This is a genomic window from Pseudomonas putida group bacterium ESBL64 (assembly GCF_045277175.1).
Taxonomy (GTDB): domain Bacteria; phylum Pseudomonadota; class Gammaproteobacteria; order Pseudomonadales; family Pseudomonadaceae; genus Aquipseudomonas; species Aquipseudomonas alloputida.
Genome location: NZ_CP145799.1, coordinates 4,885,728 through 4,911,688, shown reverse-complemented (window position 1 = coordinate 4,911,688; position 25,961 = coordinate 4,885,728). Strand labels below are relative to the sequence as shown.

The 25,961-nt window shown below is 62.1% G+C and carries 21 protein-coding genes; 12 read left to right on the top strand and 9 right to left on the bottom strand.

The features are described 5' to 3' along the window. The first annotated feature begins 60 nt into the window (after nt 1-60). The gene (gene algW, locus V6093_RS22270) at nt 61-1,221 is read left to right on the top strand and encodes a Do family serine endopeptidase AlgW (RefSeq protein ID WP_003251794.1); all 1,161 of its coding nucleotides are present in this window, start codon (nt 61-63) and stop codon (nt 1,219-1,221) included. Nucleotides 1,222-1,391: 170 nt separating this feature from the next. Here the strand turns inward: algW and V6093_RS22265 are convergent, their stop codons facing one another. The 4 genes from V6093_RS22265 to V6093_RS22250 form a co-directional block, all read right to left on the bottom strand. Further along, a complete protein-coding gene (locus V6093_RS22265) occupies nt 1,392-2,156 on the bottom strand; it encodes an amino acid ABC transporter ATP-binding protein (RefSeq protein ID WP_003251792.1) in 765 nt (254 codons plus the stop codon). A gap of 10 nt (nt 2,157-2,166) precedes the next feature. Next, nucleotides 2,167-3,264 (bottom strand): amino acid ABC transporter permease, encoded by a 1,098-nt coding sequence (locus V6093_RS22260; protein WP_406669625.1) that lies wholly within the window; start codon nt 3,262-3,264, stop codon nt 2,167-2,169. A gap of 10 nt (nt 3,265-3,274) precedes the next feature. Further along, entirely contained in the window at nt 3,275-4,453 is a 1,179-nt protein-coding gene (locus V6093_RS22255; RefSeq protein WP_003251788.1) for an amino acid ABC transporter permease, read from the bottom strand. A gap of 67 nt (nt 4,454-4,520) precedes the next feature. After that, on the bottom strand, nt 4,521-5,549 hold the full coding sequence (locus tag V6093_RS22250) for an amino acid ABC transporter substrate-binding protein (RefSeq protein WP_014859324.1): 1,029 nt from the start codon (nt 5,547-5,549) through the stop codon (nt 4,521-4,523). A gap of 332 nt (nt 5,550-5,881) precedes the next feature. Here V6093_RS22250 and V6093_RS22245 point away from each other — a divergent pair, with 332 nt between their 5' ends. Together V6093_RS22245 and rhlB are read left to right on the top strand one after the other, a co-directional pair. Then, nucleotides 5,882-6,538 (top strand): alpha/beta hydrolase, encoded by a 657-nt coding sequence (locus V6093_RS22245; RefSeq protein WP_003251782.1) that lies wholly within the window; start codon nt 5,882-5,884, stop codon nt 6,536-6,538. Nucleotides 6,539-6,638: 100 nt separating this feature from the next. Next, entirely contained in the window at nt 6,639-8,081 is a 1,443-nt protein-coding gene (rhlB, locus tag V6093_RS22240; RefSeq protein ID WP_004575111.1) for an ATP-dependent RNA helicase RhlB, read from the top strand. Between the two features lie 793 nt (nt 8,082-8,874). Here the strand turns inward: rhlB and moaE are convergent. From moaE to V6093_RS22215, 5 genes are all read right to left on the bottom strand, one after another. Next, the gene (moaE, locus tag V6093_RS22235; protein WP_010952421.1) at nt 8,875-9,321 is read right to left on the bottom strand and encodes a molybdopterin synthase catalytic subunit MoaE; all 447 of its coding nucleotides are present in this window, start codon (nt 9,319-9,321) and stop codon (nt 8,875-8,877) included. A gap of 2 nt (nt 9,322-9,323) precedes the next feature. Beyond that, nucleotides 9,324-9,569: a molybdopterin converting factor subunit 1 gene (gene moaD / locus V6093_RS22230; protein WP_047604399.1), complete on the bottom strand. Its 246-nt coding sequence runs from the start codon at nt 9,567-9,569 to the stop codon at nt 9,324-9,326. Next, nucleotides 9,569-10,039 (bottom strand): cyclic pyranopterin monophosphate synthase MoaC, encoded by a 471-nt coding sequence (moaC, locus tag V6093_RS22225; RefSeq protein WP_047604397.1) that lies wholly within the window; start codon nt 10,037-10,039, stop codon nt 9,569-9,571. The genes moaD and moaC overlap by 1 nt, the downstream gene beginning before the upstream one ends. 195 nt (nt 10,040-10,234) lie before the next feature. Next, on the bottom strand, nt 10,235-11,629 hold the full coding sequence (locus tag V6093_RS22220; protein ID WP_003251772.1) for a PhoH family protein: 1,395 nt from the start codon (nt 11,627-11,629) through the stop codon (nt 10,235-10,237). Nucleotides 11,630-11,910: 281 nt separating this feature from the next. Continuing rightward, nucleotides 11,911-13,038, bottom strand: a complete 1,128-nt coding sequence (locus tag V6093_RS22215; RefSeq protein ID WP_406669624.1) for a polysaccharide deacetylase family protein — start codon at nt 13,036-13,038, stop codon at nt 11,911-11,913. A 137-nt stretch (nt 13,039-13,175) separates the two neighbouring features. On the opposite strand from V6093_RS22215, the gene yaaA reads away from it, so the two are divergent. The 9 genes from yaaA to V6093_RS22170 all read left to right on the top strand — a co-directional run bounded on the left by yaaA (nt 13,176) and on the right by V6093_RS22170 (nt 25,952). Further along, on the top strand, nt 13,176-13,955 hold the full coding sequence (gene yaaA / locus V6093_RS22210; RefSeq protein WP_265978975.1) for a peroxide stress protein YaaA: 780 nt from the start codon (nt 13,176-13,178) through the stop codon (nt 13,953-13,955). Nucleotides 13,956-14,797: 842 nt separating this feature from the next. Then, nucleotides 14,798-16,114 (top strand): nucleotide sugar dehydrogenase, encoded by a 1,317-nt coding sequence (locus V6093_RS22205; protein WP_003251764.1) that lies wholly within the window; start codon nt 14,798-14,800, stop codon nt 16,112-16,114. Nucleotides 16,115-16,200: 86 nt separating this feature from the next. After that, entirely contained in the window at nt 16,201-17,682 is a 1,482-nt protein-coding gene (locus V6093_RS22200) for a glycosyltransferase family 2 protein (protein ID WP_003251762.1), read from the top strand. 37 nt (nt 17,683-17,719) lie between these two features. Next, on the top strand, nt 17,720-18,886 hold the full coding sequence (locus V6093_RS22195; RefSeq protein ID WP_047604392.1) for a PilZ domain-containing protein: 1,167 nt from the start codon (nt 17,720-17,722) through the stop codon (nt 18,884-18,886). 10 nt (nt 18,887-18,896) lie between these two features. Further along, nucleotides 18,897-20,330 (top strand): alginate biosynthesis TPR repeat lipoprotein AlgK, encoded by a 1,434-nt coding sequence (algK, locus tag V6093_RS22190; protein ID WP_003251758.1) that lies wholly within the window; start codon nt 18,897-18,899, stop codon nt 20,328-20,330. Beyond that, entirely contained in the window at nt 20,327-21,805 is a 1,479-nt protein-coding gene (locus tag V6093_RS22185; RefSeq protein WP_003251756.1) for an alginate export family protein, read from the top strand. Before algK ends, V6093_RS22185 begins: the two co-directional genes overlap by 4 nt. Nucleotides 21,806-21,827: 22 nt before the next feature. Then, nucleotides 21,828-23,387, top strand: coding sequence for a mannuronan 5-epimerase AlgG (gene algG / locus V6093_RS22180; protein WP_003251754.1), 1,560 nt, complete (start codon nt 21,828-21,830; stop codon nt 23,385-23,387). A 13-nt stretch (nt 23,388-23,400) separates the two neighbouring features. After that, complete coding sequence (locus tag V6093_RS22175; RefSeq protein ID WP_003251752.1) at nt 23,401-24,840, top strand: alginate O-acetyltransferase; 1,440 nt, start codon at nt 23,401-23,403, stop codon at nt 24,838-24,840. An 8-nt stretch (nt 24,841-24,848) separates the two neighbouring features. Beyond that, nucleotides 24,849-25,952, top strand: coding sequence for a mannuronate-specific alginate lyase (locus tag V6093_RS22170; protein ID WP_019752510.1), 1,104 nt, complete (start codon nt 24,849-24,851; stop codon nt 25,950-25,952). Nucleotides 25,953-25,961 lie beyond the last annotated feature (9 nt).

The window sequence follows — 25,961 nt, the reverse complement described above, 5'->3', positions numbered from 1 at the left end:
TCGCGCGCGCTCATGCCCCACTGCCAGGCCGCTGGCCCCTGCTCTTTTCAGGATTCGTTCATGTTCAAGGCTTTGCGTTACTTCGGCTGGCCCCTGCTTACCGGCATACTGATCGCCATGCTGATCATCCAGCGTTTTCCGCAATGGGTCGGGCTGCCCAGCCAGGACGTCAACCTGCAGCAAGCGCCACAGACCACGCGGATCATGCAAGGCCCGGTGTCGTACGCCGACGCCGTGACCCTGGCCGCCCCGGCGGTGGCCAACCTGTACACCACCAAGGTGGTGAACAAAAGCGCCCACCCGCTGTTCGAAGACCCGCAGTTCCGCCGCTTCTTCGGCGATAACCTGCCCAAACAGCGCCGATGGGAATCAAGCCTGGGCTCGGCGGTAATCATGAGCCCAGAGGGCTACCTGCTGACCAACAACCACGTTACCAGCGGCGCCGACCAGATCGTCGTAGCGCTGAAGGATGGCCGCGAAACCCTGGCCCGCGTGATCGGCAGCGACCCGGAAACCGACCTGGCGGTGCTGAAGATCGACTTGAAGAACCTGCCGGCGATCACCATCGGCCGTTCCGACACCATTCACATCGGCGACGTGTCGCTGGCCATCGGCAACCCGTTCGGCGTCGGCCAGACGGTGACCATGGGCATCATCAGCGCCACTGGCCGCAACCAGCTGGGGCTGAACAACTACGAAGACTTCATCCAGACCGACGCGGCGATCAACCCGGGCAACTCCGGTGGCGCGCTGGTGGATGCCAATGGCAACCTGATCGGTATCAATACCGCGATCTTTTCCAAGTCCGGTGGCTCGCAGGGCATCGGCTTCGCCATCCCGGTAAAACTGGCACTCGAGGTGATGAAGTCGATCGTCGAACACGGCCAGGTGATCCGTGGATGGCTGGGTATCGAAGTACAGCCACTGAGCCAGGAGCTGGCAGAATCGTTCGGCATGAAGGACCGCCCAGGCATCGTGGTGGCGGGTATCTTCCGCGAGGGGCCAGCGGCCAAGGCCGGGCTGCAACTGGGTGACGTGATCCTGAGCATCAATGGCGAGCCGGCCGGCGACGGGCGCAAGTCGATGAACCAGGTAGCGCGGATCAAGCCCAACGAGAAGATCACCATCGAGGTGATGCGCAACGGTCAGCAATTGAAGCTGATCGCCGAGGTGGGGCTGCGGCCGCCGCCGGCGCCGGCTGTAACGCAAGAAGAAAAGTAGGGTGAGGCCTTAAGCCGTTCCGCAACCCTGTGGGAGCGGCCTTGCGTCGCGATGGGCCGCCTAGCGGCCCCAAAATTTCAGCTTCGCAGGGCATATGCCCGGGGCCGCTTTGCGGCCCATCGCGACACAAGGCCGCTCCACAGTTGGCCGAGTCTGCTGCCGCTACTGCATCAATGCAGGATCTGGCTGAGGAACAACTTGGTCCGGTCACTGCGCGGCCGGTCGAAGAAGTCATCCGGCGCGGCCTGCTCCACAATCTCGCCCTTGTCCATGAAGATAACCCGGTTCGCCACGGTACGGGCAAAGCCCATCTCGTGGGTCACGCAGAGCATGGTCATGCCATCCTCGGCCAGGCCCACCATGGTATCGAGCACTTCCTTGACCATTTCCGGGTCCAGTGCCGAGGTCGGTTCGTCGAACAGCATGATCTTGGGCTTCATGCACAACGCGCGGGCAATGGCCACACGCTGCTGCTGGCCGCCAGACAACTGACCAGGGTACTTGTGTGCCTGCTCCGGAATCCGCACACGCTCCAGGTAGTGCATGGCAATTTCCTCGGCCTTGCGCCGTGGCATCTTGCGCACCCACATCGGCGCCAGGGTGCAGTTCTCCAGGATGCTCAGGTGCGGGAACAGGTTGAAGTGCTGGAACACCATGCCCACCTCGCGGCGGATGGCCTCGATCTGCTTGAGGTCGTTGGTCAGCTCCACGCCATCGACCACGATGCGCCCTTGCTGGTGCTCTTCCAGGCGGTTAAGGCAGCGGATGGTGGTGGACTTGCCCGAGCCGGACGGGCCGCACAGCACGATGCGTTCGCCCTGGCGCACGTTCAGGTTGATGTCCTTGAGCACATGGAACTGGCCGTACCACTTGTTCACACCCTGCATCTGGATGATGCCTTCGGGGCCAGCAGGCTGCTTGATCGCTTCACTCATTTCGAAACTCCTAACGCTTGTGGCCAGTGTCCAGCTTGCGCTCCAGATGCATGGAGTAGCGGGACATACCGAAACAGAAAATCCAGAACACCAGGGCGGCGAACACGTAGCCCTCGGTGGCCATGCCCAACCAGGCGGGGTCTGCGGCTGCTTGCTTGACGCTGTTGAGCAGGTCGAACAGGCCGATGATGATCACCAGGCTGGTGTCCTTGAACAGGGCAATGAAGGTGTTGACGATGCCGGGGATCACAAGCTTCAGCGCCTGCGGCAAGATCACCAGCCCCATCGAGCGCCAGTAGCCAAGGCCCATGGCCGCGGCGGCTTCGTACTGGCCCTTGGGGATGGCCTGCAGGCCGCCGCGCACCACCTCGGCGATGTACGCCGACTGGAACAGGATCACACCAATCATCGCCCGCAGCAGCTTGTCGAAGCTCATGCCTTCTGGCAGGAACAACGGCAGCATCACCGACGACATGAACAGCACGGTGATCAGCGGTACGCCTCGCCAGAACTCGATGAAGGTCACGCACACCACTTTCACGGCCGGCATCCTCGAACGCCGGCCCAGTGCCAGCAGGATGCCCAGCGGCAAGGCGCCGACGATGCCCACGGTGGCGATCACCAGGGTCAGCATCAACCCGCCCCACTGGCTGGTCGGTACGCTTTCCAGGCCCAGGTACCCACCGTGCAGCAGGGTATTGGCCAGTACCGGGTACAGCACCAGGAAGCCCAGGCCATAGAAGGCTTTGCGCGGGAAACGCTTGATGAACAACGGCGCGGCGCCGAGCACGGCAAGCCACACGGTCAGGTCCACACGCCAGCGCAGCTCAGTCGGGTAATAGCCGTACATGAACTGGCCAAAGCGCTGCTGCACGAACACCCAGCAGGCGCCGTCCTTGGTGCAATCGGCGCGCGTGGTGCCGACCCAGTTGGCATCGATCAACGCCCACTGCAGCAACGGCGGTACGATCAGCCACACCAGGTAGAGGGCGAACAGGGTCAACAGCGTGTTGAGCCAGCTGGAGAACAGATTGGCACGCATCCATGCGAGCACGCCGACGGTTTTCACCGGTGGCGGCATATCGGGTTTGAAAACATGGGCATTCACGGGCGTATCCTCACCGCTCGATCAGCGCAATGCGCTTGTTGTACCAGTTCATCAGCAGCGAAATACTGATGCTGATGGCGAGATAGACACTCATGGTGATGGCGATCACCTCGATGGCCTGGCCGGTCTGATTGAGCACGGTGCCGGCGAACAGCGAGACCATCTCCGGGTAGCCGATACCGGCCGCCAGCGAAGAGTTCTTCGCCAGGTTGAGGTATTGGCTGGTCAGCGGCGGAATGATCACCCGCAGTGCCTGGGGAATGATCACCTTGCGCAGGGTCGGGCCCTCGCGCAGGCCCAGCGAGCGCGCGGCTTCGGTCTGGCCATGGCTGACCGAACGGATGCCGGAACGCACGATCTCGGCGATGAAGGCTGCCGTATAGATAGTCAGCGCCAGGGTCAGCGCCAGCAACTCGGGGATCAGCACCCAGCCACCGACAAAGTTGAAGCCTTTGAGCTGCGGCACTTCCCAGCTGACCGGGCTGCCGAACAGCAACACGCTCAGCCCTGGGATGGCGATGAACAGCGCCAGGCCCACCCAGAATTTGTGGAACGGCACGCCGGTCTCGTCGAAGCGCTTGTTGGCAAAGCGCACCATCAGCACGATCGCGACAATCGCTACTGCCAGGGCCACCACGAATGGCCAGAAACCGTCGGCCATCGACGCACCCGGCATGTTCAGGCCGCGGTTGCTGATGAAGAACATGTCGTCGATGTTGATGCTGCCCCGCGGTCCCGGCAGGGTCAGGAACACGGCGAAGTACCAGAACAGAATCTGCAGCAACGGCGGAATGTTGCGGAAGGTTTCCACATACACGGTTGCCAGTTTGCTGATCATCCAGTTCGGTGACAGGCGCGCTACACCGATGATGAAGCCCAGTATCGTCGCCAGAATGACGCCGATGAAGGTCACCAACAGCGTATTGAGCAGGCCGATGACGAACACCCGCGCATAACTGTCGGATTCCACATAGGGGATCAGGTGCTGGGCGATGCCGAAGCCGGCACTGCGGTCGAGGAAGTCGAAGCCCGAGGTAATGCCCCGGTGTTGCAGGTTGGTTTGCGTGTTGTGAAACAGGTACCAGCCCAGGCCGACCACGAAGACGATCGTGAGGATCTGGAACAGCCACGCGCGCACACGCGGATCGTTAAGGGACAAGCCCTTGGGTGCGCCGATTTGATTTTGCATGAAGTGCCCCGGACAGTAGGGATTCGAACAGCCTGCGGCGGCGGAATGCCGCCGCAGGATGCAGCCATCAGCGCACTGGAGGCGCGTACTGGATGCCGCCGTTGTTCCACAGGGCGTTCATGCCACGGTCGATCTTCAAGTCAGTGCTCTGGCCCAGGTTCTTCTCGAACACTTCGCCATAGTTACCCACTTGCTTGACGATCTGCACTACCCAGTCTTTGGGCAGCTTGAGGTCCTTGCCATACTCGCCATCCGCACCCAGCAGTCGGGCGACATCCGGGTTCTTGGTGGCCTTGGCCTCGGCCTCGACGTTCTTGGAAGTGATGCCCGCTTCTTCGGCATTGAGCATGGCGAACAGGGTCCACTTGACGATGCTGAACCACTCCTCGTCGCCTTTACGCACTACCGGGCCCAGTGGCTCCTTGGAGATGGTTTCCGGCAACACCACGTAGTCGGTCGGCGCAGCCAGCTTGGAGCGCTGGGCGAACAGCTGCGATTTGTCCGAAGTCAGCACGTCGCAACGGCCAGACTCCAGCGATTTGGCGCTCTCGTCAGAGGTGTCGAAGGTAATCGGGGTGTACTTCAGGCCATTGGCACGGAAGAAGTCCGACACGTTCAGCTCGGTGGTGGTACCGGCCTGGATGCAGATGGTCGCGCCATCGAGCTCTTTGGCGCTGGAAACGCCAAGCTTCTTGTTGACCAGGAAGCCGACGCCGTCATAGTAGGTGACACCCGCGAACACCAGGCCCATGCCGGCATCGCGCGAGCTGGTCCAGGTGGTGTTACGCGACAGCACGTCGACCTCGCCCGACTGCAGGGCAGTGAAGCGTTCCTTGGCGTTGAGCTGGCTGAACTTGACCTTGGTGGCATCACCGAACACGGCGGCGGCCACGGCGCGGCAGACATCGGCATCGATGCCGACGATCTTGCCCTGCGCATCAGGTACCGAGAAGCCTGGAAGACCGTCGCTCACGCCACACTGGACGAAGCCCTTCTTCTTGACCGCATCATAGGTGGCGCCGGCCTGGGCAGTGCTCACTGCGCCCAGCGCGGCGGCAGCGGTCAGGACTGCCAGGGTGGTTTTCAACATCTTCATTCACAACCTCCAAATCGCTCTTGTTGTATCGAGCCGGAATTGCACCGCACCCTTTTGAGGCGTATCCGACCCGTATTGGCTTGTTATTGGGTCAATTGGCGCAATGGACTGTTCTGTGACAGCCTTCGCGTGCAGAGGGTGTTACCGTCACGGCCTGCCCTTTGCATCACAGGTTGAGTTGCAAACCGCGTACCAAATTTTCTGGCTGTAGCGTTTAAGCGCTCGTCAAGTAGGAAAAGTTGTATCGTTGCGACATTCTTTTTCCGACAATCATTTCCGGTGCTTTCTTTTCACGCACGCCATAACAAGACCCGCACACTTTCGGAGCAGTCATGACCAACCCGCTGATTCTCGAACCACAGAAAACCGCTGACGCCTGTGTGATCTGGTTGCACGGTCTGGGGGCCGACCGTTACGACTTCCTACCTGTGGCCGAATTCATGCAGGAGCGCTTGCTCAGCACACGCTTCATCATGCCCCAGGCACCGACCCGCCCCGTGACCATCAACGGCGGCTATGCCATGCCCAGCTGGTATGACATCAAGGCCATGACCCCGGCCCGAGCCATCGACGAAGCGCAGCTGGAAGCGTCTGCCGAGCAGGTGGTTGCGCTGATCAAGGCCGAGCAGGCCAAAGGCATCAACCTGTCGCGGATCTTCCTGGCCGGCTTCTCCCAGGGCGGCGCGGTGGTGCTGCACACTGCCTATATAAAGTGGCAGGAAGCACTGGGTGGGGTGATCGCCCTGTCCACCTATGCCCCCACCTTCAATGACCAGCATCAGTTGAGTGCCTGCCAGCAGCGCACACCGGCCCTGTGCCTGCATGGCGTGCATGACCCGGTGGTCATCCCGTCCATGGGCCGTACCGCCTTCGAGTACCTGAACACCTGGGGCGTCGCTGCCCGCTGGTACGAATACCCGATGGAACACGAAGTGGTGGTCGAAGAACTGAACGATATCCACGACTGGCTGAGCAAGCAGCTGCAATAGGCAGCCTCGCTTGTAGTTGTGGGCGTATTCCGCTACGCCGCGCCCGGATCTTGCATTACACTGCCCGGCGTACATTCCTTAATCAGTTGATGAGACGACCGTGCTCAAAGCACTCAGAAAAATATTCGGCAAGGGAGAGGCCGCGCCACAAGCCGCCGCTCCTGCTGCCAGCGTGACGCCGGAAGCCCGGCCCGCGGCAAAACCGGCCGCACCCCATGCCAACCCCGCCCCCAAGGCTGAGCAACCTGCCGCCGCGACGCCACCTGCCGAACAACCGGCCAAGGAAAAACCGCGCCGCGAACGCAAGCCCAAGCCGCAGGCCAGCCTGTGGAAGCCCGAAGACTTCGTGGTCGAGCCGCAGGAAGGCAAAACCCGCTTCCACGACTTCAAGCTGTCCAACGAGCTGATGCACGCCATCCACGACCTGGGCTTCCCGTACTGCACGCCAATCCAGGCGCAGGTCCTGGGTTACACCCTGCGTGGCCAGGACGCTATCGGCCGGGCCCAGACGGGCACCGGCAAGACGGCCGCCTTCCTGATCTCGATCATTTCCCAGTTGCAGCAGACGCCACCGCCTAAAGAGCGCTACATGGGCGAGCCGCGCGCGCTGATCATCGCCCCCACCCGCGAGCTGGTGGTGCAGATCGCCAAGGACGCCGCTGCCCTGACCAAGTACACCGGCCTGAACGTGATGAGCTTCGTCGGTGGCATGGACTTCGACAAGCAGCTCAAAGCCCTGGAAGCGCGCCACTGCGATATCCTGGTGGCCACCCCGGGCCGCCTGCTGGACTTCAACCAGCGTGGCGAAGTGCACCTGGACATGGTCGAGGTGATGGTGCTTGACGAAGCCGACCGCATGCTCGACATGGGCTTCATCCCCCAGGTCCGCCAAATCATTCGTCAGACACCGCCGAAAAGCGAGCGCCAGACCCTGCTGTTCTCCGCCACCTTCACCGACGATGTGATGAACCTGGCCAAGCAGTGGACCACCAACCCGGCCATTGTCGAGATCGAGCCGGAGAACGTGGCCAGCGAAACGGTGGAGCAGCACGTGTATGCGGTGGCCGGCAGCGACAAGTACAAGCTGCTGTACAACCTGGTAACCCAGAACAAGTGGGAACGGGTGATGGTGTTCGCCAACCGCAAGGACGAAGTGCGGCGCATCGAGGAAAAGCTGGTACGCGACGGTATCAATGCCGCCCAGCTGTCGGGCGACGTGCCGCAGCACAAGCGCATCCGAACCCTGGAGAGCTTCCGCGAAGGGCGCATCACCGTGCTGGTGGCCACCGACGTGGCCGGGCGCGGGATCCATATCGATGGCATCAGCCACGTGATCAACTTCACCCTGCCGGAAGACCCTGACGACTACGTGCACCGCATTGGCCGTACCGGCCGTGCCGGCACCAGTGGTGTGTCGATCAGCTTTGCCGGTGAAGATGACTCGTATCAGCTGCCGGCGATCGAAGCGCTGCTAGGGCGCAAGATCAAGTGCGAGATGCCGCCGGATGAACTGCTCAAGCCGGTGCCGCGCAAGCATCACTGACTTCAGCAGGCTACATGCGCCCTGTGGCAGCGGCCTTGTGTCGCGATTGGGCCGCGCAGCGGCCCCGGGATTTCGGCTTTGATGCGGAGATTGTCGGGGGCCGCTCCGCGGCCCTTTCGCGACACAAGGCCGCTCCCACACGGCGCCAGCTTTCAGGAATTGAGCAAGACAGTTGCTCCCACAAAGGATCAGCGGCGCCTTGATTACCAGCGGCCCGCCGCATCCTGGTCACTCTGCTTCCCCTCCACCCATCCAGTGGTGTGTCAATCAGCTTTGCTGGTGAAGATGACTCGTATCATCACTGACCTTCAGCGGGCTACAAGCGATCAATCTGTGGGAGCGGCCTTGTGTCGCGATTGGGCCGCACAGCGGCCCCGGGATTTCGGCTTTGATGCGGAGATTGTCGGGGGCCGCTACGCGGCCCTTTCGCGACACAAGGCCGCTCCCACACGGATGGCGCCAGCTTTCAGAAATTGAGCAAGACAGTTGTTCCCACAAAGGATCAGCGGCGCCTTGATTACCAGCGGCCCGCCGCATCCTGGTCACTCTGCTTCCCCTCCACCCATCCAGTGGTGTGTCAATCAGCTTTGCTGGTGAAGATGACTCGTATCATCACTGACCTTCAGCGGGCTACACGCGATCAATCTGTGGGAGCGGCCTTGTGTCGCGATTGGGCCGCGCAGCGGCCCCGGGATGTCGGCTTTGATGCGCAGATTGTCGGGTGGAGATTGGCCAGCAGGGCCGGCCCTTTCGCGGGTAAACCCGCTCCTACAGGCGACCGGCGGCGCCTTGATTACCAGCGCCCCGCCGCATCCTGGTCACTCTGCCGCCCCTCCACCCACCTTGGCCCTTCCTGAGTATTCTCCTTCTTCCAGAACGGCGCCCGGGTCTTCAGGTAGTCCATGATGAAGTTGCAGGCATCGAACGCCGCCTGCCGATGGGCACTGGCCACCCCCACGAACACAATCGGTTCGCCCGGTTCCAGCGCACCGATGCGGTGCAGCACCTCCACTTTCAAGAGCGGCCAACGCTGCTCGGCCTCGACCACGATCTTGGCCAGGGCCTTTTCGGTCATGCCCGGATAGTGTTCGAGGAACATCCCCGCCACTTCGCGGCCATCGTTGAAATCCCGCACATAGCCGACAAAACCGACCACCGCGCCCACGCCCACATTGGCTGCATGCATGGCATTGGTCTCAGCCCCCGGGTCGAACGCGCCTTCCTGCACTCGTACAGCCATGTTCAGCCTCCGGTCACCGGTGGGAAGAACGCCACTTCATCGCCCTCTTCCAGCGGTTCATCGAGCTTGCACAGCTCTTCGTTGCGCGCGCACATCAGGTTCTGCTCGGCCAGCACTTCATACTGCCCGCCCTTGGCAACCAAGGCCTGGCGCACATCATCGAGCACCTTGAACGCCCCCTCCACCCGCTCGGCATCCACGCCCAACAGTTCGCGGTAACGGGCGAAGTACATCACGTTGACCTTCATCACGCCTCCACCTTGTAATGGCCACTCTTGCCACCGACTTTTTCCAGCAGGCGCACCTGCTCGATGACCATACCTTTATCCACAGCCTTGCACATGTCATAGATCGTCAGCGCGGCCACGCTGGCGGCGGTCAGCGCCTCCATCTCCACACCGGTCTGCCCGGCCAGCTTGCAGCGGGCGACGATGCGAACGGCGTCCTGCCCCTCGGCGCTGAGCTCGACCTTGACGCTGGTGAGCATCAGCGGGTGGCACAGCGGGATCAGGTCGCTGGTTTTTTTCGCCGCCTGTATCCCGGCAATGCGCGCCACGGCGAACACGTCACCCTTGGGGTGCTCACCGTCGACGATCATCTGCAAGGTCTGCGGCAACATGCGCACCCGCGCCTCGGCGGTAGCCTCGCGCTCGGTCACGGCCTTTTCAGTGACGTCGACCATGTTGGCCCGCCCCTGGGAATCAAGATGTGTCAGCACTGCTCTGCTCCTGTGAAGGGATTTCGCAGTGTAAACCTGTGGGTCAGGTTTGAGCAGAGGTATGTGTCGGCAGGTTTTGCCTCTTCGCAGGCACACCCGCTCCCACAGGAGCTCCATGGCCTCGAATCAAGTGGAGATCCTGTGAACGGGCGTGTCCACGAAGAGGCCGGGCAGTAATCTGCCCGGCTACAGGGTTTACAAATGAGACTCGGCGTACTCGGCCAGCACCGAGCGAGGCACGCCCTGCAGGGTGATGTGCACGCCGTGGGGGAAGTCCTTGAAGCGCTCGGTCAGGTAGGTCAGGCCCGAGCTGGTCGCGGACAGGTAGGGGGTGTCGATCTGCGCCAGGTTGCCCAGGCAGACCACCTTGGACCCGGAGCCGGCACGGGTGATGATGGTTTTCATCTGGTGCGGCGTCAGGTTCTGGCACTCGTCAATCAGGATCAGGCTCTGCTGGAAGCTGCGGCCACGGATGTAGTTCAGCGACTTGAACTGCAGCGGCACGCGCTCAAGGATGTATTCGACGCTGCCATGGGTGCTTTCGTCATCCATGTGCAAAGCTTCGAGGTTGTCAGTGATGGCGCCCAGCCACGGCTCCATCTTCTCTGCTTCGGTACCCGGCAGGAAGCCAATCTCCTGGTCCAGCCCCTGCACGCTGCGGGTGGCGATGATGCGCCGGTAGCGCTTGCTGACCATGGTCTGCTCGATGGCCGCAGCCAGTGCCAGGATGGTTTTACCGGAGCCGGCGGCGCCGGTCAGGTTCACCAGGTGGATATCCGGGTCCAGCAGGGCAAACAGCGCCAGGCTTTGGTGAATGTCGCGTGGTTTCAGGCCCCAGGCTTCCTGGTGCAGCAACGGCTCCTGGTGCAGGTCGAGCAGCAGCAGTTCGTCGTCACGAATGCCCTTGATCCACCCGACGAAGCCCTGCTCATCGATGATGAACTCATTGACGTGCACAGCTGGCAGGTTGTCGATCATCTGCACCCGATGCCAGGTGCGGCCGCGCTCCTGGCGGGTATCGACCTTGCTCACGCGGTCCCAGAACGAGCCGGTGACCGAATGGTAGCCCTTGGACAGCAAAGACACGTCATCGACCAGTTGGTCGGTGCTGTAGTCCTCAGCCGCTATACCGCAAGCGCGCGCCTTCAGGCGCATGTTGATGTCTTTGGTGACCAGCACGACGTCCAGGTCGGTGCGCCGGGCCCGGACTTCGAGCAACTGATTGATGATGATGTTGTCGTTGAGGTTTTCCGGCAGCAGCTTGTTCGGCTCGTTGCGCGGGGTCATCAGGATGGACAGGAACCCCTTGGGGCCGCTCTTGTTGCGCTGGATCGGTACGCCCTGCTCGACATCGCTGGGCGAAGCGTCACCGAGGGTCTGGTCTATCAGGCGGATGGCTTGGCGGCATTCGGCGGCGATGCTTTGTTTGCCGGTCTTGAGCTTGTCGAGTTCCTCCAGCACCGTCATCGGGATGGCGACATGGTGCTCCTCGAAGTTCAGTAACGCGTTAGGGTCGTGAATCAGGACGTTGGTATCGAGCACATACAGGATTGGCTTGCTGGAGGAAGGGTTGCGTCCTTGGTCATCCATACTCGGTCACCTTATGTCGAAGCCACACGGCGTGGTCTGTTACGCCGCAGAGTGACTGCCGCTGTTCCCGTATCCGCGTTGTTACGGGCGGGAAGCGAACCTGGCTAGGTGGGCCTGGATGACGCCACCTGTGCTGCAGGAATCGGCTGTCTGGTTTCTTCATACCGCAAAAACCATGACCGAAAAAAGCATTTTTACGCATTTTTGAAGTTTATTTTTCCGATTGACGAAGAGGCCTTGGCGCCAGCGTCAGAGGGGACTACGCTCAAAAGTCATACCCTCTATTCGCGGTATCCATATTCCCGGCAATCCTCCCAGCCGATGCCGCTTTGCGCGGTATTGTGCAGCAACCATTCCACCGCCGGCTGCGCCTTGGGAAGGCTGTCATGAAACTGGATCACGCCCTTGCGCCACAACAGCATCAGGGTCAATACGCGCTGTGCGGACGCCTCTGCGCTCAATGCACCGTCATCCTGGGCATCGATGTCCCACAACGATACCCGCAACTGCTGGCGGGCCATGAACGCTTCGCCGTCAGCCCGGCGCTGGCCATAAGGAGGGCGGAACAGCGGCACATACTGCTCGGGCAGATCAGCCTGCACCCGCGCCTGGCTGCGCCGCAGCGAATCCTGCCAGTCGGCCCACTGCGCATGGGAGCGGTATTCCCACCCCTGGATACCCACGCACTGCCCGCTATAGAGCTGGCGCAAGGCATTTGCCGCCGCGCCATCACGGCGTTGCTGCAAGCGGTTACCGAGCGTGAAGAACGTGCCTTCGAGCTTTTGCCGGCGCAGGTAATCGGTGAGTAGATCCGTACTGCCCCCCTCGGGCCCAGGCCCGCCGACAAAGGTCAGCAGGAACATGCGGTCGTTCAGTTCGTCACCCTTGCGCTCACGCGAAGACAACCGCTCGATTTCGCTGCTGGTCTGCGGCAGCAACGCCGCCTTGCGCAGTTGCTCGTCCAGGTAGCGGACATGGAACTGGTGGCTCGGTTCGATCCAGCCGGTATAGAACGCACCGACATCGGCAGCGAACGTCGCCGCTTGTGTACGCAACTCCGCCATGGACGTAACCGGGTAGCAGAATGATGCATCCTGCTCACAACTGCGCTGCGCCTGTTGATAACCCTCCCACAACCGCTGCCACATGCGCGCCCGAACCTGGCGCACCTTCTGCAGGTTGATCTGCCGCAGCCCCAGCCGGGCCGCCAGGCTTGCGTCATCCAGCAACTCGCTTTCGTGCAGCACTTGGGCGAACGATAGGATTTCTGCCCGAGAAGCCACATCGAACAGCGCTGGGCTGTCCAGCTGTTCGGGCCACAGGCTGCGGTCCAGGCTGACCTGAGGTGAAGGGGCGGCTTGCACGGCCAGGCTCAGCAGGCCGGCCAGCAAGGCAGAAGCAATGCGCACAGTGGAAGGCTCCGCAACGGCAAAACGCGAACTATAGCGCCTGCACCGACCATGGGCTGTGACTATCGTCGCCATAGTTTGGACTTGTACCGCCCACCCCGTAGAATCCTCGGCCAACGATGCCAGGAGCCGACCCGATGCTGACGGTGATTTCCCCCGCCAAGACCCTCGACTACGACACCCCGCCAGTGACCGAGCGTTTCACCCTGCCCCAGTACCTGGATGAATCCCAGGCCCTGATCCAGCAACTGCGCGAACTGTCGCCGGCGCAGATCAGCGAGCTGATGCACCTGTCCGACAAGCTCGCCGGCCTGAATGCGGCGCGCTTTGGCAGCTGGACCCCAGACTTCACCCCGGCCAATGCCAAGCAGGCGTTGCTGGCGTTCAAGGGTGACGTGTACACCGGCCTCGATGCCCAGAGCCTGAGTGAAGACGACTTCAGCTACGCTCAGGACCACCTGCGCATGCTCTCGGGCCTATATGGCCTGCTGCGCCCGCTCGACCTGATGCAGCCCTACCGCCTGGAGATGGGCACCAAGCTGGCCAACGCCCGCGGCAAGGACCTGTACGCCTTCTGGGGCACGCGCATCAGCGAATGGCTGAACCAGGCCCTGGCCGACCAAGGCGATGACGTGCTGTTGAACCTGGCCAGTAACGAGTATTTCAGTGCAGTGAAACGCAGTGCACTGAAGGCCCGGGTGATCAACGTCGACTTCAAGGACCAGAAAAACGGCCAGTACAAGATCATCAGCTTCTACGCCAAGAAGGCCCGCGGCATGATGAGCCGCTTCGTCATCCAGCAGCGCATCAGCACCCCGGAACAGCTCAAGCAGTTCGATGCTCAGGGGTACTACTACAGTGCCGAGCAGTCCAAGCCGGACCATTTGGTGTTCCTGCGCGATCACCCCTCGGAGTGACCCTGTAACGCCCCTTCACGGCCAAACCCGCTCTTACAGGTAATGCGCTACCCGTAGGAGCGGGTTCACCCGCGAAGGGGCCAGCAGCCCACACCCCCTCTCCGCCCTGCAACAGGGCACGCTGCAAACCGCCATAACGCCATTAATCCGACGCCAAAAATCCAGCACGCCCACCTTTATCGCCAAACGACATAAGACCGTTCATACCTTTTTTGACGAATTCTGAAAAAAATTTTCAGATGCTGGCATAAAAATATCTCGCAACAGTTACGTCCTTCATACACGGGGGTGAAACACCCGCGTGCTATCAATTTGAAACTGTCCGCAACTGAATAAATATTTAGAAATCTTTCATTCGAGCGAAACCGGCTCAGGAACTTCTACCAAAGGCAATCGCTCATAGTGCCGTAACGATTGTCCTGCCTACGGGCTGTGAGAGATGACTTACAGATGACAACGGCGGGTATCCACTGCCCGCCATAAGAAATTCGACAGGTATCACGGAACCCCCCGAAGACCTTGTCCATGCAGGAGAGACGCGTCCCTTACAAATCGTCCTAGTGGTTGATTTCAAAGGATTTATTCACTTGAAAAAACAAGCACAGCAACGCGCCAAGTAGCGCATTGCAATAAAGACGGCTGCATTTCAGGGCACGTTTTTTAATGAATGGCTATTGAGTGCCAACTTTGAGCGCATAACTTTTTGCGTTCCGGATTTATTTTGCCTGCGCTCGGCGAAGTGTGCATTCGCCATGGATCCGTGCGCCCGAAAACTGTTGTTAATCAACCCAGCCCGGCTCTCTGCGGAGGCGTCGGCGTGATAAACACATGAGGTGATAGCGATGCGTATCAGCATCTTTGGTTTGGGTTATGTGGGTGCAGTCTGTGCAGGCTGCCTGACGGCGCGTGGCCATGAAGTGATCGGTGTGGACGTGTCCAGCACCAAGATCGACCTGATCAACCAGGGCAAGTCGCCCATCGTCGAACCTGGCCTGGAAGCACTGCTGCAACAGGGCATCGCCAATGGCCGCCTGCGCGGCACTACCGACTTCGCCGAAGCCATCCGTGCCAGCGATGTGTCGATGATCTGCGTGGGCACCCCCAGCAAGAAAAACGGCGACCTGGGCCTGGAGTACATCGAGTCCGTGTGCCGCGAAATCGGCTACGTGCTGCGTGACACCACCCGCCGTCACACCATCGTGGTGCGCAGCACCGTGCTGCCTGGCACCGTCAAGAACGTGGTCATCCCGATCCTGGAAGATTGCTCGGGCAAGAAGGCCGGCGTCGACTTCGGTGTGGCGGTCAACCCGGAATTCCTGCGTGAAAGCACCGCCATCAAGGACTACGACCAGCCACCGATGACGGTCATCGGCGAACTGGACAGCGCCAGCGGTGACATCCTCCAGGCCCTGTACGAAGAACTCGACGCCCCGGTCATCCGCAAGCCGATCGAAGTGGCCGAGATGATCAAGTACACCTGCAACGTATGGCACGCCACCAAGGTCACCTTCGCCAACGAAATCGGCAACATCGCCAAGGCGGTGGGCGTCGATGGCCGCGAGGTGATGGACGTGGTCTGCCAGGACAAGGTCCTCAACCTGTCCCAGTACTACATGCGCCCTGGCTTCGCCTTCGGCGGCTCTTGCCTGCCCAAGGACGTACGCGCCCTCACCTACCGCGCCGCCAGCCTCGACGTGCGGGCACCGCTGCTCGACTCGCTGATGCGCAGCAACGAATCGCAGGTGCAGAACGCCTTCGAGCTGATCGAAGCCCACGACAAGCGCAAGGTCGCCCTGCTGGGCTTGAGCTTCAAGGCCGGCACCGACGACCTGCGCGAAAGCCCGCTGGTGGAACTGGCCGAGCGCCTGATCGGCAAGGGCTACCAGCTGGACATCTACGACGAGAACGTCCAGTACGCCCGTGTTCACGGTGCCAACAAGGACTACATCGAGTCGAAGATCCCGCACGTGTCGTCGCTGCTCAACGCCAACTTGCAGCAGGTGATCGACAACGCCGACATCATCGTCCTCGGCAACCGTGACGAGCAGTTCCGTGCGCTGGCCCTGCAAGCGCCAGCCGGCAAGCAGGTGATCGACCTGGTCGGCTTCATGAACAAACCGACCAGCACCACCCACCGTACCGAAGGCATCTGCTGGTAAGTGCCCGGCCGGGCAGCGATGAGGCACTCGACAAGAGCCGCCTCCTCGCTGCCCACCCTTTCCCGAATTCTCGACGGATGCTGAACATGCAAAGGCTCCAGACAGTGCTGTTGCAGTGCGCCGGGTGGCTGCTCTACATGAGCCTGCTCATGCTGATCGCCCTGGCCCTGCCAGCTGATATCTTCGACTCGCAGTCGAAGCACTTCATCTTCCTGGTCGGCGCAGTCGGCATCTGGCGCTACTCCATGGGCGCCACCCATTTCATCCGCGGCATGATCTTCCTCTACGGCGTGTACCCGTACCTGCGCCGCAAGGTGCAGAAAATGGGTAACGCCACCGACCCGTCGCATGTCTACCTGATGGTCACCAGCTTCCGTATCGAAGCGCTGACCACCGCCCAGGTGTACAGCTCGGTGATCCGCGAGGCGATCAACTGCGGCTTCCCCACCACCGTGGTCTGCTCGCTGGTGGAAATGTCCGATGAACTGCTGGTGAAAAGCCTGTGGGCCAAGTACAACCCGCCGGCCCACGTGAAGCTGGACATCGTGCGTATCGCCGGTACCGGCAAGCGCGATGGCCTGGCCTACGGCTTCCGCGCCATCTCGCGCATGCTGCCGGACGAGAACGCCGTGGTGGCGGTAATCGACGGTGACACCGTGCTGGCCGACGGCGTGGTGCGCAAGACCGTGCCGTGGTTCAAGCTGTTCCCCAATGTGGGCGGCCTGACCACCAATGAATTCTGCGAAGTGCGTGGCGGCTACATCATGAGCGAGTGGCACAAGCTGCGCTTCGCCCAGCGCCACATCAACATGTGCTCGATGGCCCTGTCCAAGCGCGTGCTTACCATGACCGGGCGCATGTCGATGTTCCGCGCCAGTGTGGTGACCAACCCCGAGTTCATCGCCGACGTCGAAAGCGACTCGCTGATGCACTGGCGCCTGGGCCGCTTCAAGTTCCTTACCGGAGACGACAAGTCCAGCTGGTTCAGCCTGATGCGCCTGGGCTACGACACCTTCTACGTGCCGGACGCCGCCATCAACACGGTCGAGCACCCGCCGGAAAAAAGCTTCCTCAAGGCCAGCCGCAAGCTGATGTACCGCTGGTACGGCAACAACCTGCGGCAGAACTCACGGGCACTGGGCCTTGGCCTGCGCCGCCTGGGGCTGTTCACCAGCATCGTGTTGTTCGACCAGCGCGTGTCGATGTGGACCAGCCTGCTGGGCCTGACCGTGGCGGTGATCGCCAGCCTCAAGTTCGGCATGGCCTTCTTGCTGGTGTACCTGCTGTGGATCGGCATCACGCGCCTGATCCTCACCATCATGCTGCTGTGCTCAGGCCACAACGTAGGCCCAGCCTACCCGCTGATTCTCTATTACAACCAGATCATCGGCGCGCTGATGAAGATCTACGTGTTCTTCCGCCTCGACAAGCAGTCGTGGACGCGTCAGCCCACTGCCCTCAAGCGTGACCTCGCCAGCTTTCAACAATGGTTCAACACCTGGTCCTCGCGGACCATGACCTTCTCGGCTGCCAGCATCTTCGTTGCTGTGCTGTTCATGGTCGTGTGAGCCCAACCCGGATCGGATCTAACAGGAACAAACCACCATGAATACCGCCGTGAACGTCAATGTCGTGCATGAGTCCGAAGCCCAGCGCCAACACGCCCGGGTACGCATTCCCGCCAAGCTGCGGTTCCTGGACGCCCAGCGCCAGGTCCACGAGGTCAAGGTCGAAGACCTTTCTGCCGGCGGCCTGAGCTTCCACGCCAAGCAACCGCAGTCGGTGGGCGATGTGCTGCGCGGGCGCCTGCAGTTCGTGGTCGACAACCTGGGCCTGTCGATCGACATCGAGTTCCAGGTGCGCTCGTACAACCCGGACAATGGCCGTATCGGTGCGCAGTTCCAGAACCTTGAACCTCGCGACATCGCCACGTTGCGGCACATCATCACCAGCCACCTGTCGGGTGAGCTGATCAGCATCGGCGACGTACTCAGCACCCTGCAGCGCGACAACTTCACCAAGGCGCGCAAGCAGAAGGACGGTGGGTCGGGCCTGAGCGCCTTCGGCCGTTTCAAGGCAGTCACCGTCACACTGGGCGTGTTCGTGGTCGGCGTTGCGGCCTTTGGCTTCGTCGCCAAATCGTTGTATGGCATGTATTTCGTCAGCCATGCCGAAGCCGGTGTGGTCGCAGTGCCCACCACCAACGTCACCATGCCGCGCGACGGTACCGTGAGCAGCCTGGTCGAAAGCGGTGGGCAGATCGCCAAGGGCGCGCCACTGGCCAGCTTCACCACCAGCATGCTGGACATGCTCAAGGGCAACCTTGAAGACGCACAGCTGGAGCCGGCGAAAATCGAGGAGCTGTTCGGCAAGCAACTGTCCGGCACCCTCACCAGCCCCTGCGATTGCGTGGTCGCGCGCCAGTTGGTGGACGACGGCCAGTACGCAGCCAAGGGCCAGCCGATCTTCCAGCTGATCCCACGCACCACCAACCCGATGGTCGAGGCGCGCTTCAGCTACCGCCAGTTCGACGAGGTCAAGCCGGGTACCCGGGTCAACTTCCAGGTGGCCGGCGAAGACGAAGTGCGCACCGGCCAGATCGTCAGCAGCGCCAGCCTCAACAGCGAAGACCTGTCCTCCGACATCCGCGTGCAGATCAAGCCAGACAGCGGCCTGCCCGCCGAACTGGCCGGCCGCCCGGCCTCGGTCAACAGCGACCGTGGCCCCTCGCTGAACTGGCTGATCGACAAAGCCGTGGCCCGTGGCCTGTGAGGGACGGACAATGATCTCTGATACCTACAAGGTCCGCGTGAACCTGGGATTGTGTGCACTGGCCGCCGCCATCACCCTGGCCGGCTGTGCCGGCCTGCCCGACCAGCGTCTGGCCAACGAGGCCATGAAGCGCGGTGACACGGCATTGGCCGAGCGCAACTACAAGGCGCTGGCCGACCTGGGCTACAGCGAAGCGCAAGTCGGCCTTGCGGACATCAAGGTGGCCACCCGCGACCCCTCGCAAATCAAGGAAGCCGAAGCCACCTATCGCGCTGCAGCCGCCACGTCGCCACGCGCCCAGGCGCGCCTTGGCCGCCTGCTGGTGGCCAAGCCGGACAGCACCCAGGCCGAGCGCGAAGAAGCAGAGACCCTGCTCAAGCAAGCGGCCAGTCAAGGCGAAAGCAACACCTTGATCCCACTGGCGATGCTCTACCTCAGCTACCCGCAGAGCTTCCCCAAGGTCAACGCGCAGCAGCAGATTGACCAGTGGCGCGCCGCCGGCAACCCGGAAGCGGGCCTGGCCCAGGTGCTGCTGTACCGCACCCAGGGCACCTATGACCAGCACCTGGGCGAAGTGGAAAAGATCTGCAAGGCGGCGCTCAACAGCACCGACATCTGCTACGTCGAACTGGCCACCGTGTACCAGAAACGCGGCCAGGCCGACCAGCAAGCCGCCCTGCTCGGCCAGCTGAAGGCCGCGTACGCCCGTGGCGCAGTGCCGGCCACCCGGGTTGACAGCGTGGCCCGTGTGCTGGCCGACCGTAGCCTTGGCCAGACCGACGAAAAAACCGCCAAGGACCTGCTCGAGCAAGTAGCCCCGGCCAACCCGGCGTCCTGGGTCAGCCTGGCACAGCTGGTATACGACTTCCCCGAACTGGGCGACACCGACCAGTTGATGGCCTACATCGACAAAGGCCGCGAAGCTGAACAGCCACGCGCCGAACTGCTGCTGGGCCGTCTGTACTACGAAGGCAAAACCCTGCCAGCCGACGCTCAAAAAGCCGAGCAGCACCTGCAAGCCGCTGCCGAAGCCGGTGAGATCAGCGCCCATTACTACCTGGGCCAGCTTTACCGCCGCGGCTACCTGGGCAATGTCGAGCCGCAGAAAGCCGTCGACCACCTGCTGGCCGCCGCCCGTGGCGGGCAGAACAGCGCCGACTATGCCTTGGCTCAGCTGTTCAGCGAGGGCCACGGCATCCGCCCGCAACCGGGCAACGCCTGGGTGTTCGCCCAGCTGTCGCAGGCCAACCCGACGCCGCAATCAGCCGAACTGCTGCAGCAGCTCGACCAGCAACTGACACCTGATCAGCGCAACCAGGCCCAGCAACTGCTGGACCAGGAAAAGCGTGCACGCGGCAGCCTGGCGCAGGGCGCGAATAGCACCCTGGCCCTCGAAGCCCTGCAAGACGACGAAAAAGAAGTAGACGGTGAGGACTCGCTATGACGCTCAATCCCTTCGTGAAAGCCGGCATCGGCCTGAGCTTCGCCCTGCTGTGGTCCTGCCCGACCCTGGCGGAAATGACCGCTGAAAAAAACTTCGGCCTGGACGTGAAAATCACCGGCCAGTCGGAAGACGACCGTGACCTGGGCACCCGCTCTGGCGGCGACGTCAACGGCCTGGGCCTGGATCTGCGCCCGTGGGTGTACGGCGAGCGCGGTAACTGGAGTGCCTACGCCATGGGCCAGGCGGTCGCTGCGACCGACACCATCGAAACCGACACCTTGCGCCAGAACGACGATGGCACCAGCACCGACACCGGCGACGACAGCCGTCAACCAGACAAAAGCTACCTGGCCATGCGCGAGTTCTGGGTCGGCTACAGCGGCCTTACCGCCTACCCAGGCGAGCAACTGCGCTTCGGTCGCCAGCGCCTGCGCAGCGACGATGGTATGTGGCGCGATACCAACATCGAAGCGCTGAACTGGACCTTCGATACCACCTTGCTCAAGGCCGACCTGGGCGTCGCCCAGCGTTTCAGCGAATACCGCACCGACCTCACCGAACTGGCGCCGGAAGACAAGGACCGCACCCACATCTACGGCAACGTCGCCACACAGTGGACCCCTGGCCACTGGGTTGGCCTGCGCGCTCACCACACACATGACAGCGGCAGCCTGAAGAACCCCGGCGAAACGGTCGACGCGCTGGACAAGACCCGCACTGGCGACCTTACCTGGCTGGGCCTGGAGGCCAACAGCGACGCCTACAACTGGCGCAACGACCACACCGTGAATTACTGGGGCAGCGTCACCTGGCTGACCGGTGACCGCGACAAGCTGAGCACCCAGCAGGTGGGTGACGACCAGGTCGCCACCGGCAAGCAGAGCGGTGACGTCAACGCCTGGGCAACCGACCTCGGTATCCGCCTGCGTCTGGACCCGCAATGGCAGGTCGGCGCTGCGTACGCCCGCGGTAGCGGCGGCGGCGGCGATGACGGCTCGAACAACTTCGAGCAGACCGGCCTGGAGAGCAACCGCTCCAACTTCACCGGCACCCGCTCGCGTGTGCACCGCTTCGGCGAAGCGTTCCGCGGCGAGCTGGGCAACCTGCAGGCCGCCACCCTGTTCGCTTCGTGGCAGCTGCGTGACGATTATGACGCGAGCCTGATCTACCACAAATTCTGGCGGGTCGATGGCAACCAGAACATCGGTTCCAGTGGCATCAACGCGGTGGTCAACGACAACGGCGTGAATCGCCCGCTGGTCGATGGCGAAAAAGACCTAGGCCAGGAAATGGACGTGGTCGTGACCAAGTACTTCAAGCAAGGCCTGCTGCCGGCTTCGATGAGCCAAGCCATCGACGAGCCGTCAGCCCTGGTGCGCCTGCGTGCCGGTGTATTCAAGCCGGGCGACGCCTACGGCAAGGAAGCGGACTCGTACATGCACCGCGCCTTCGTCGACGTCATCTGGCGCTTCTGAGGCCGGTAGGGGACTGACCGTGATGAACCTTCACCCGCACTTACGTCACAGCCTGTTGGCCAGTGCCTTGCTGCTGGCAAGCGGCCTGGCCACTGCCGCAGAGCCCCAGGTGATCGCCAAGGAGCTGCAGCAGGCCAAGACCTATACGGTGGCCAGCGCACCGATCGAGCCGCTGCAGATGGACCCGCCAAAGTTGCCCGACCTCACCGGTTTCACGGCCGAGGCGGTGCAGAAGAAAATCGACCGTCGCCACAAGGGCAAGGTCAGCCTGCGCCGTATGTTCCAGGAGGACACCCTCAAGGAGTTCGTCGGCGGCGACAACAAAGCCGCCGAGTGGGTGCAGCGCCAGCACGGCATCCCGCAGGCGATTTTCGTCGATGACGGCCATGTCGACCTGACCGAGCTGAGCAAGAAGGTACCCAAACAGTACTTCAGCGAAGTCGAGCCTGGGGTTTACCTGGCACGCCTGCCGATCGTGGTCGGGCAAAAGGGCATCCTCGAGATCGACGGCAAGGTCAAACAGCTGCGCCTGTCCCAGGAGGGCGGCGCTTTTCTGGTCAATGACGGCAAGCTGTTCGTAACCGACACCCAGGTGACCGGCTGGCGGGAAAAGGACAACGGCCCGGCGACCTTCCGCTCGCCCAAGGAATTCCGCCCGTTTCTGCTGTCTTGGGGCGGTACCGAGACCTATATCGTCAATACGAAGATGGCCAGCTTCGGCTACGCCAAGTCCAAGTCGTATGGCGTGAGCATCTCGCAGTACACGCCGAACATGGCCAAGCGCATGGGCCGCCCGGAGCCCACCGGCTGGATCATCGGTTCGGAGTTCAGCGACATGTGGTACGGCTTCTACTGCTACGAAACCCAGGACTTCGTGATCAAGGACAGCACCTACCGCGACAACATCGTCTACGGCATCGACCCGCACGACCGTTCGCATCGCCTGATCATCGCCGGCAACACGGTGTACGGCACCAAGAAGAAGCACGGCATCATCGTTTCGCGTGAGGTCAACGACAGCTGGATCATCAACAACAAGAGCTACGACAACAAGCTCTCGGGCGTGGTGATCGACCGTAACAGCGTCAACAACCTGGTGGCCTACAACGAGATCTACCGCAACCACACCGACGGCATCACCCTGTACGAAAGCGGCGACAACCTGATCTGGGGCAACAAGCTGGTCAACAACCGCCGCCACGGCATCCGCGTGCGCAACAGCGTGAACATCCGCCTGTACGAAAACGTCGCCATGGCCAACGGCCTGGTCGGCGTATACGGCCACATCAAGGACCTGTCCGACACCGACCGCGACATCGCCCTCGACCCGTTCGACACCAAGGTGTCGCTGATCGTGGTGGGTGGCGAGCTGTCGGCCAACGGCTCCGGCCCGCTGTCGATCGACTCGCCGCTGTCGGTCGAGCTGTACAAGGTGTCCATGCTCGCCCCGCGCAAGGCCAGCGGCATCAGCCTCAATGGTGTGCTGGGCGAGCGCCAGGACGAAATCCTCGACCTGCTGGTACGCCAGCAGAAGGCTGTGCTGATCGACCCGGTCGAACGCCAGACCGAAATGATCGATTAAGGAAGCCCAGACCATGACTCCACACCTGATGAAACTGCTGGGCCTGTCCGCCGCCCTTCTGGCAATCAGCCAGGGCGTGCGCGCCGAAGACGTCAAGGCCCCGACCTTCAACGCCGAGCCCTGCTGCCAGTTGTGCCCTGAAGCGCACGATGCCAGCCGCTACACCACCCGCTATCAGCAAAACTTCACCACGCTGGTGCAGGCCCAGGGCGACTGGCTGTTCCGCACCCGCGAAGACCTGCGCACCGAGTTCAACACCACCCCAGCCGGCTACAAACGCCTGCAGCAAGTGCACGACGCGTTCAAGAAACGTGGCGTGGAACTGGTGGTGGTGTACCAGCCGACCCGCGGCCTGGTGAACCGCAACATGCTCAACCCGGCCGAAAAAGCCGCGTTCGACTACCAGAAGGCCCTGGGCAACTACCAGGCCATGCTCAAGCGCTTCGCCAGCATGGGCTACAACGTGCCCGACCTGTCACCGCTGACCAACGAGCAACTGGCCGCCGCTGACCAGGGCAAGGACTTCTACTTCCGTGGCGACCAGCACTGGACGCCGTACGGGGCCGAGCGCGCGGCGAAGATCGTGGCCGACACCGTGCACAAGATGCCGGCCTTCGAAGGCATCCCACGCAAGGCATTCGAGACGAAGAAGTCCGGGCGCATGGGCAAGACCGGCACCCTGCACAACGTTGCCGGCCAACTGTGCGGCACCAGCTACGCCGTCCAGTACATGGACCAGTTCGCCACCGAGCCGAAAGGCTCGAGCGGTGGCGACGACCTGTTCGGTGACAGCGGCAATGCGCAGATCACCCTGGTCGGTACCAGCCACAGCGGCAAAAACTACAACTTCTCGGGCTTCCTCGAGCAATACATCGGCGCCGACGTGCTCAACGTCGCCTTCCCAGGCGGCGGCCTGGAAGGGTCGATGATCCAGTACCTGGGCAGCGAGGAATTCCAGAAGAACCCGCCGAAGATCCTGATCTGGGAATTCTCCCCGCTGTACCGCCTGGACCAGGAAACCATCTGGCGGCAAATCCTTGGCCTGCTCGATGACGGCTGCGATGACCGCCCAGCCCTGATGAGCGCCAGCGCCACCCTCAAGCCTGGCAAGAACGAGCTGATGGTCAACGGCAAGGGCGGCGTGATCAAAGACCTGATCAACCGCAACCTGCAGATGGACGTCAAGTTCGAAGACCCCTCGGTGAAGGTGTTGCAGGCCACCCTCTGGTACCTCAACGGCCGCCATGAGGACATCAAGCTGGAAAAACCGGAAACCTCCGACACCGACGGCCGCTTCGTCTTCCAGATGCGCGAAGACGAGGACTGGGCCAGCCAGAGCCTGCTGGCGTTCGAGGTACAAGGGCCGGAAAGCGGCACCCAGAAGGTCGAAGCCAAGCTCTGCAAACGCAACAACTTCGCCGTGCCTGCGCAGACCGCGCAGGCTGGCCAGTGAGGCGACCCATGACCATTTTCAAGCGAATTTCCAGCCCCGCCCTGCTCGCGTTGGCCTTGTTTGGCGGTGCCGCGCACGCCGCGCTGGTACCGCCGCAGGGTTACTACCAGGGGATCGAAAAGCTCAAGACCGGTGAGGGTAACTTCCGCTGCGAAGCGGCGCCCAAGCCATACACCGGCCCGCTGCAGTTTCGCAGCAAGTACGAAGGCTCGGACAAGGCACGGGCAACGCTCAACGCAGCCTCGGAAAAGGCCTTCCGCACGTCGACCGAAGACATCACCACGCTGGAGAAAGGCGTGAGCAAGATGGTCGGCCAGTACATGCGCGACGGCCGCCCGGCGCAACTCGACTGCACCCTGACCTGGCTGGGTACCTGGGCACGCGCCGGTGCATTGCTGTCCACCGACTACAACCATACCGGCAAGTCGATGCGCAAATGGGCGCTGGGCAGCATGAGCGGTTCATGGTTGCGGCTGAAATTCTCCAACTCGCAACCGCTGGCGGCACACCAGGCCGAGGCCGACCTGATCGAAAAATGGCTCAGCCGCCTGGCCGAGCAGACTGTGCGTGACTGGAGCGACCTGCCGCTGGAGAAGATCAACAACCACAGCTACTGGGCGGCCTGGTCGGTCATGGCTACCGCCGTCGCCACCGACCGTCGCGACCTGTTCGACTGGGCCGTGAAGGAATACAAGGTGGGCGCCAACCAGGTGGATGACCAAGGCTTCCTGCCCAACGAAATCAAGCGCAAGCAGCGCGCGCTGGCTTATCACAACTACGCCTTGCCGCCGCTGGCGATGATTGCCAGCTTCGCCCAGGCCAATGGCGTCGACCTGCGCGCCGAGAACAACTTCGCCTTGCAGCGCCTGGGTGAAGGCGTGCTGGCCGGCGCCCGCGATCCCAGCCACTTCAAGGCGCGCGCGGGCAAGAAACAGGACATGACCGACCTCAAGGTCGACAGCAAGTACTCCTGGCTCGAGCCCTGGTGTGCGCTGTACCACTGCGTCGGCGACACGCTTGAGCGCAAGCACGACATGCAGCCGTTCAACAGCTTCCGGCTGGGGGGCGATGTGACCCGGGTCTACGACCCGAGTGCAGAGAGCAAGAAATGAATTGACCCC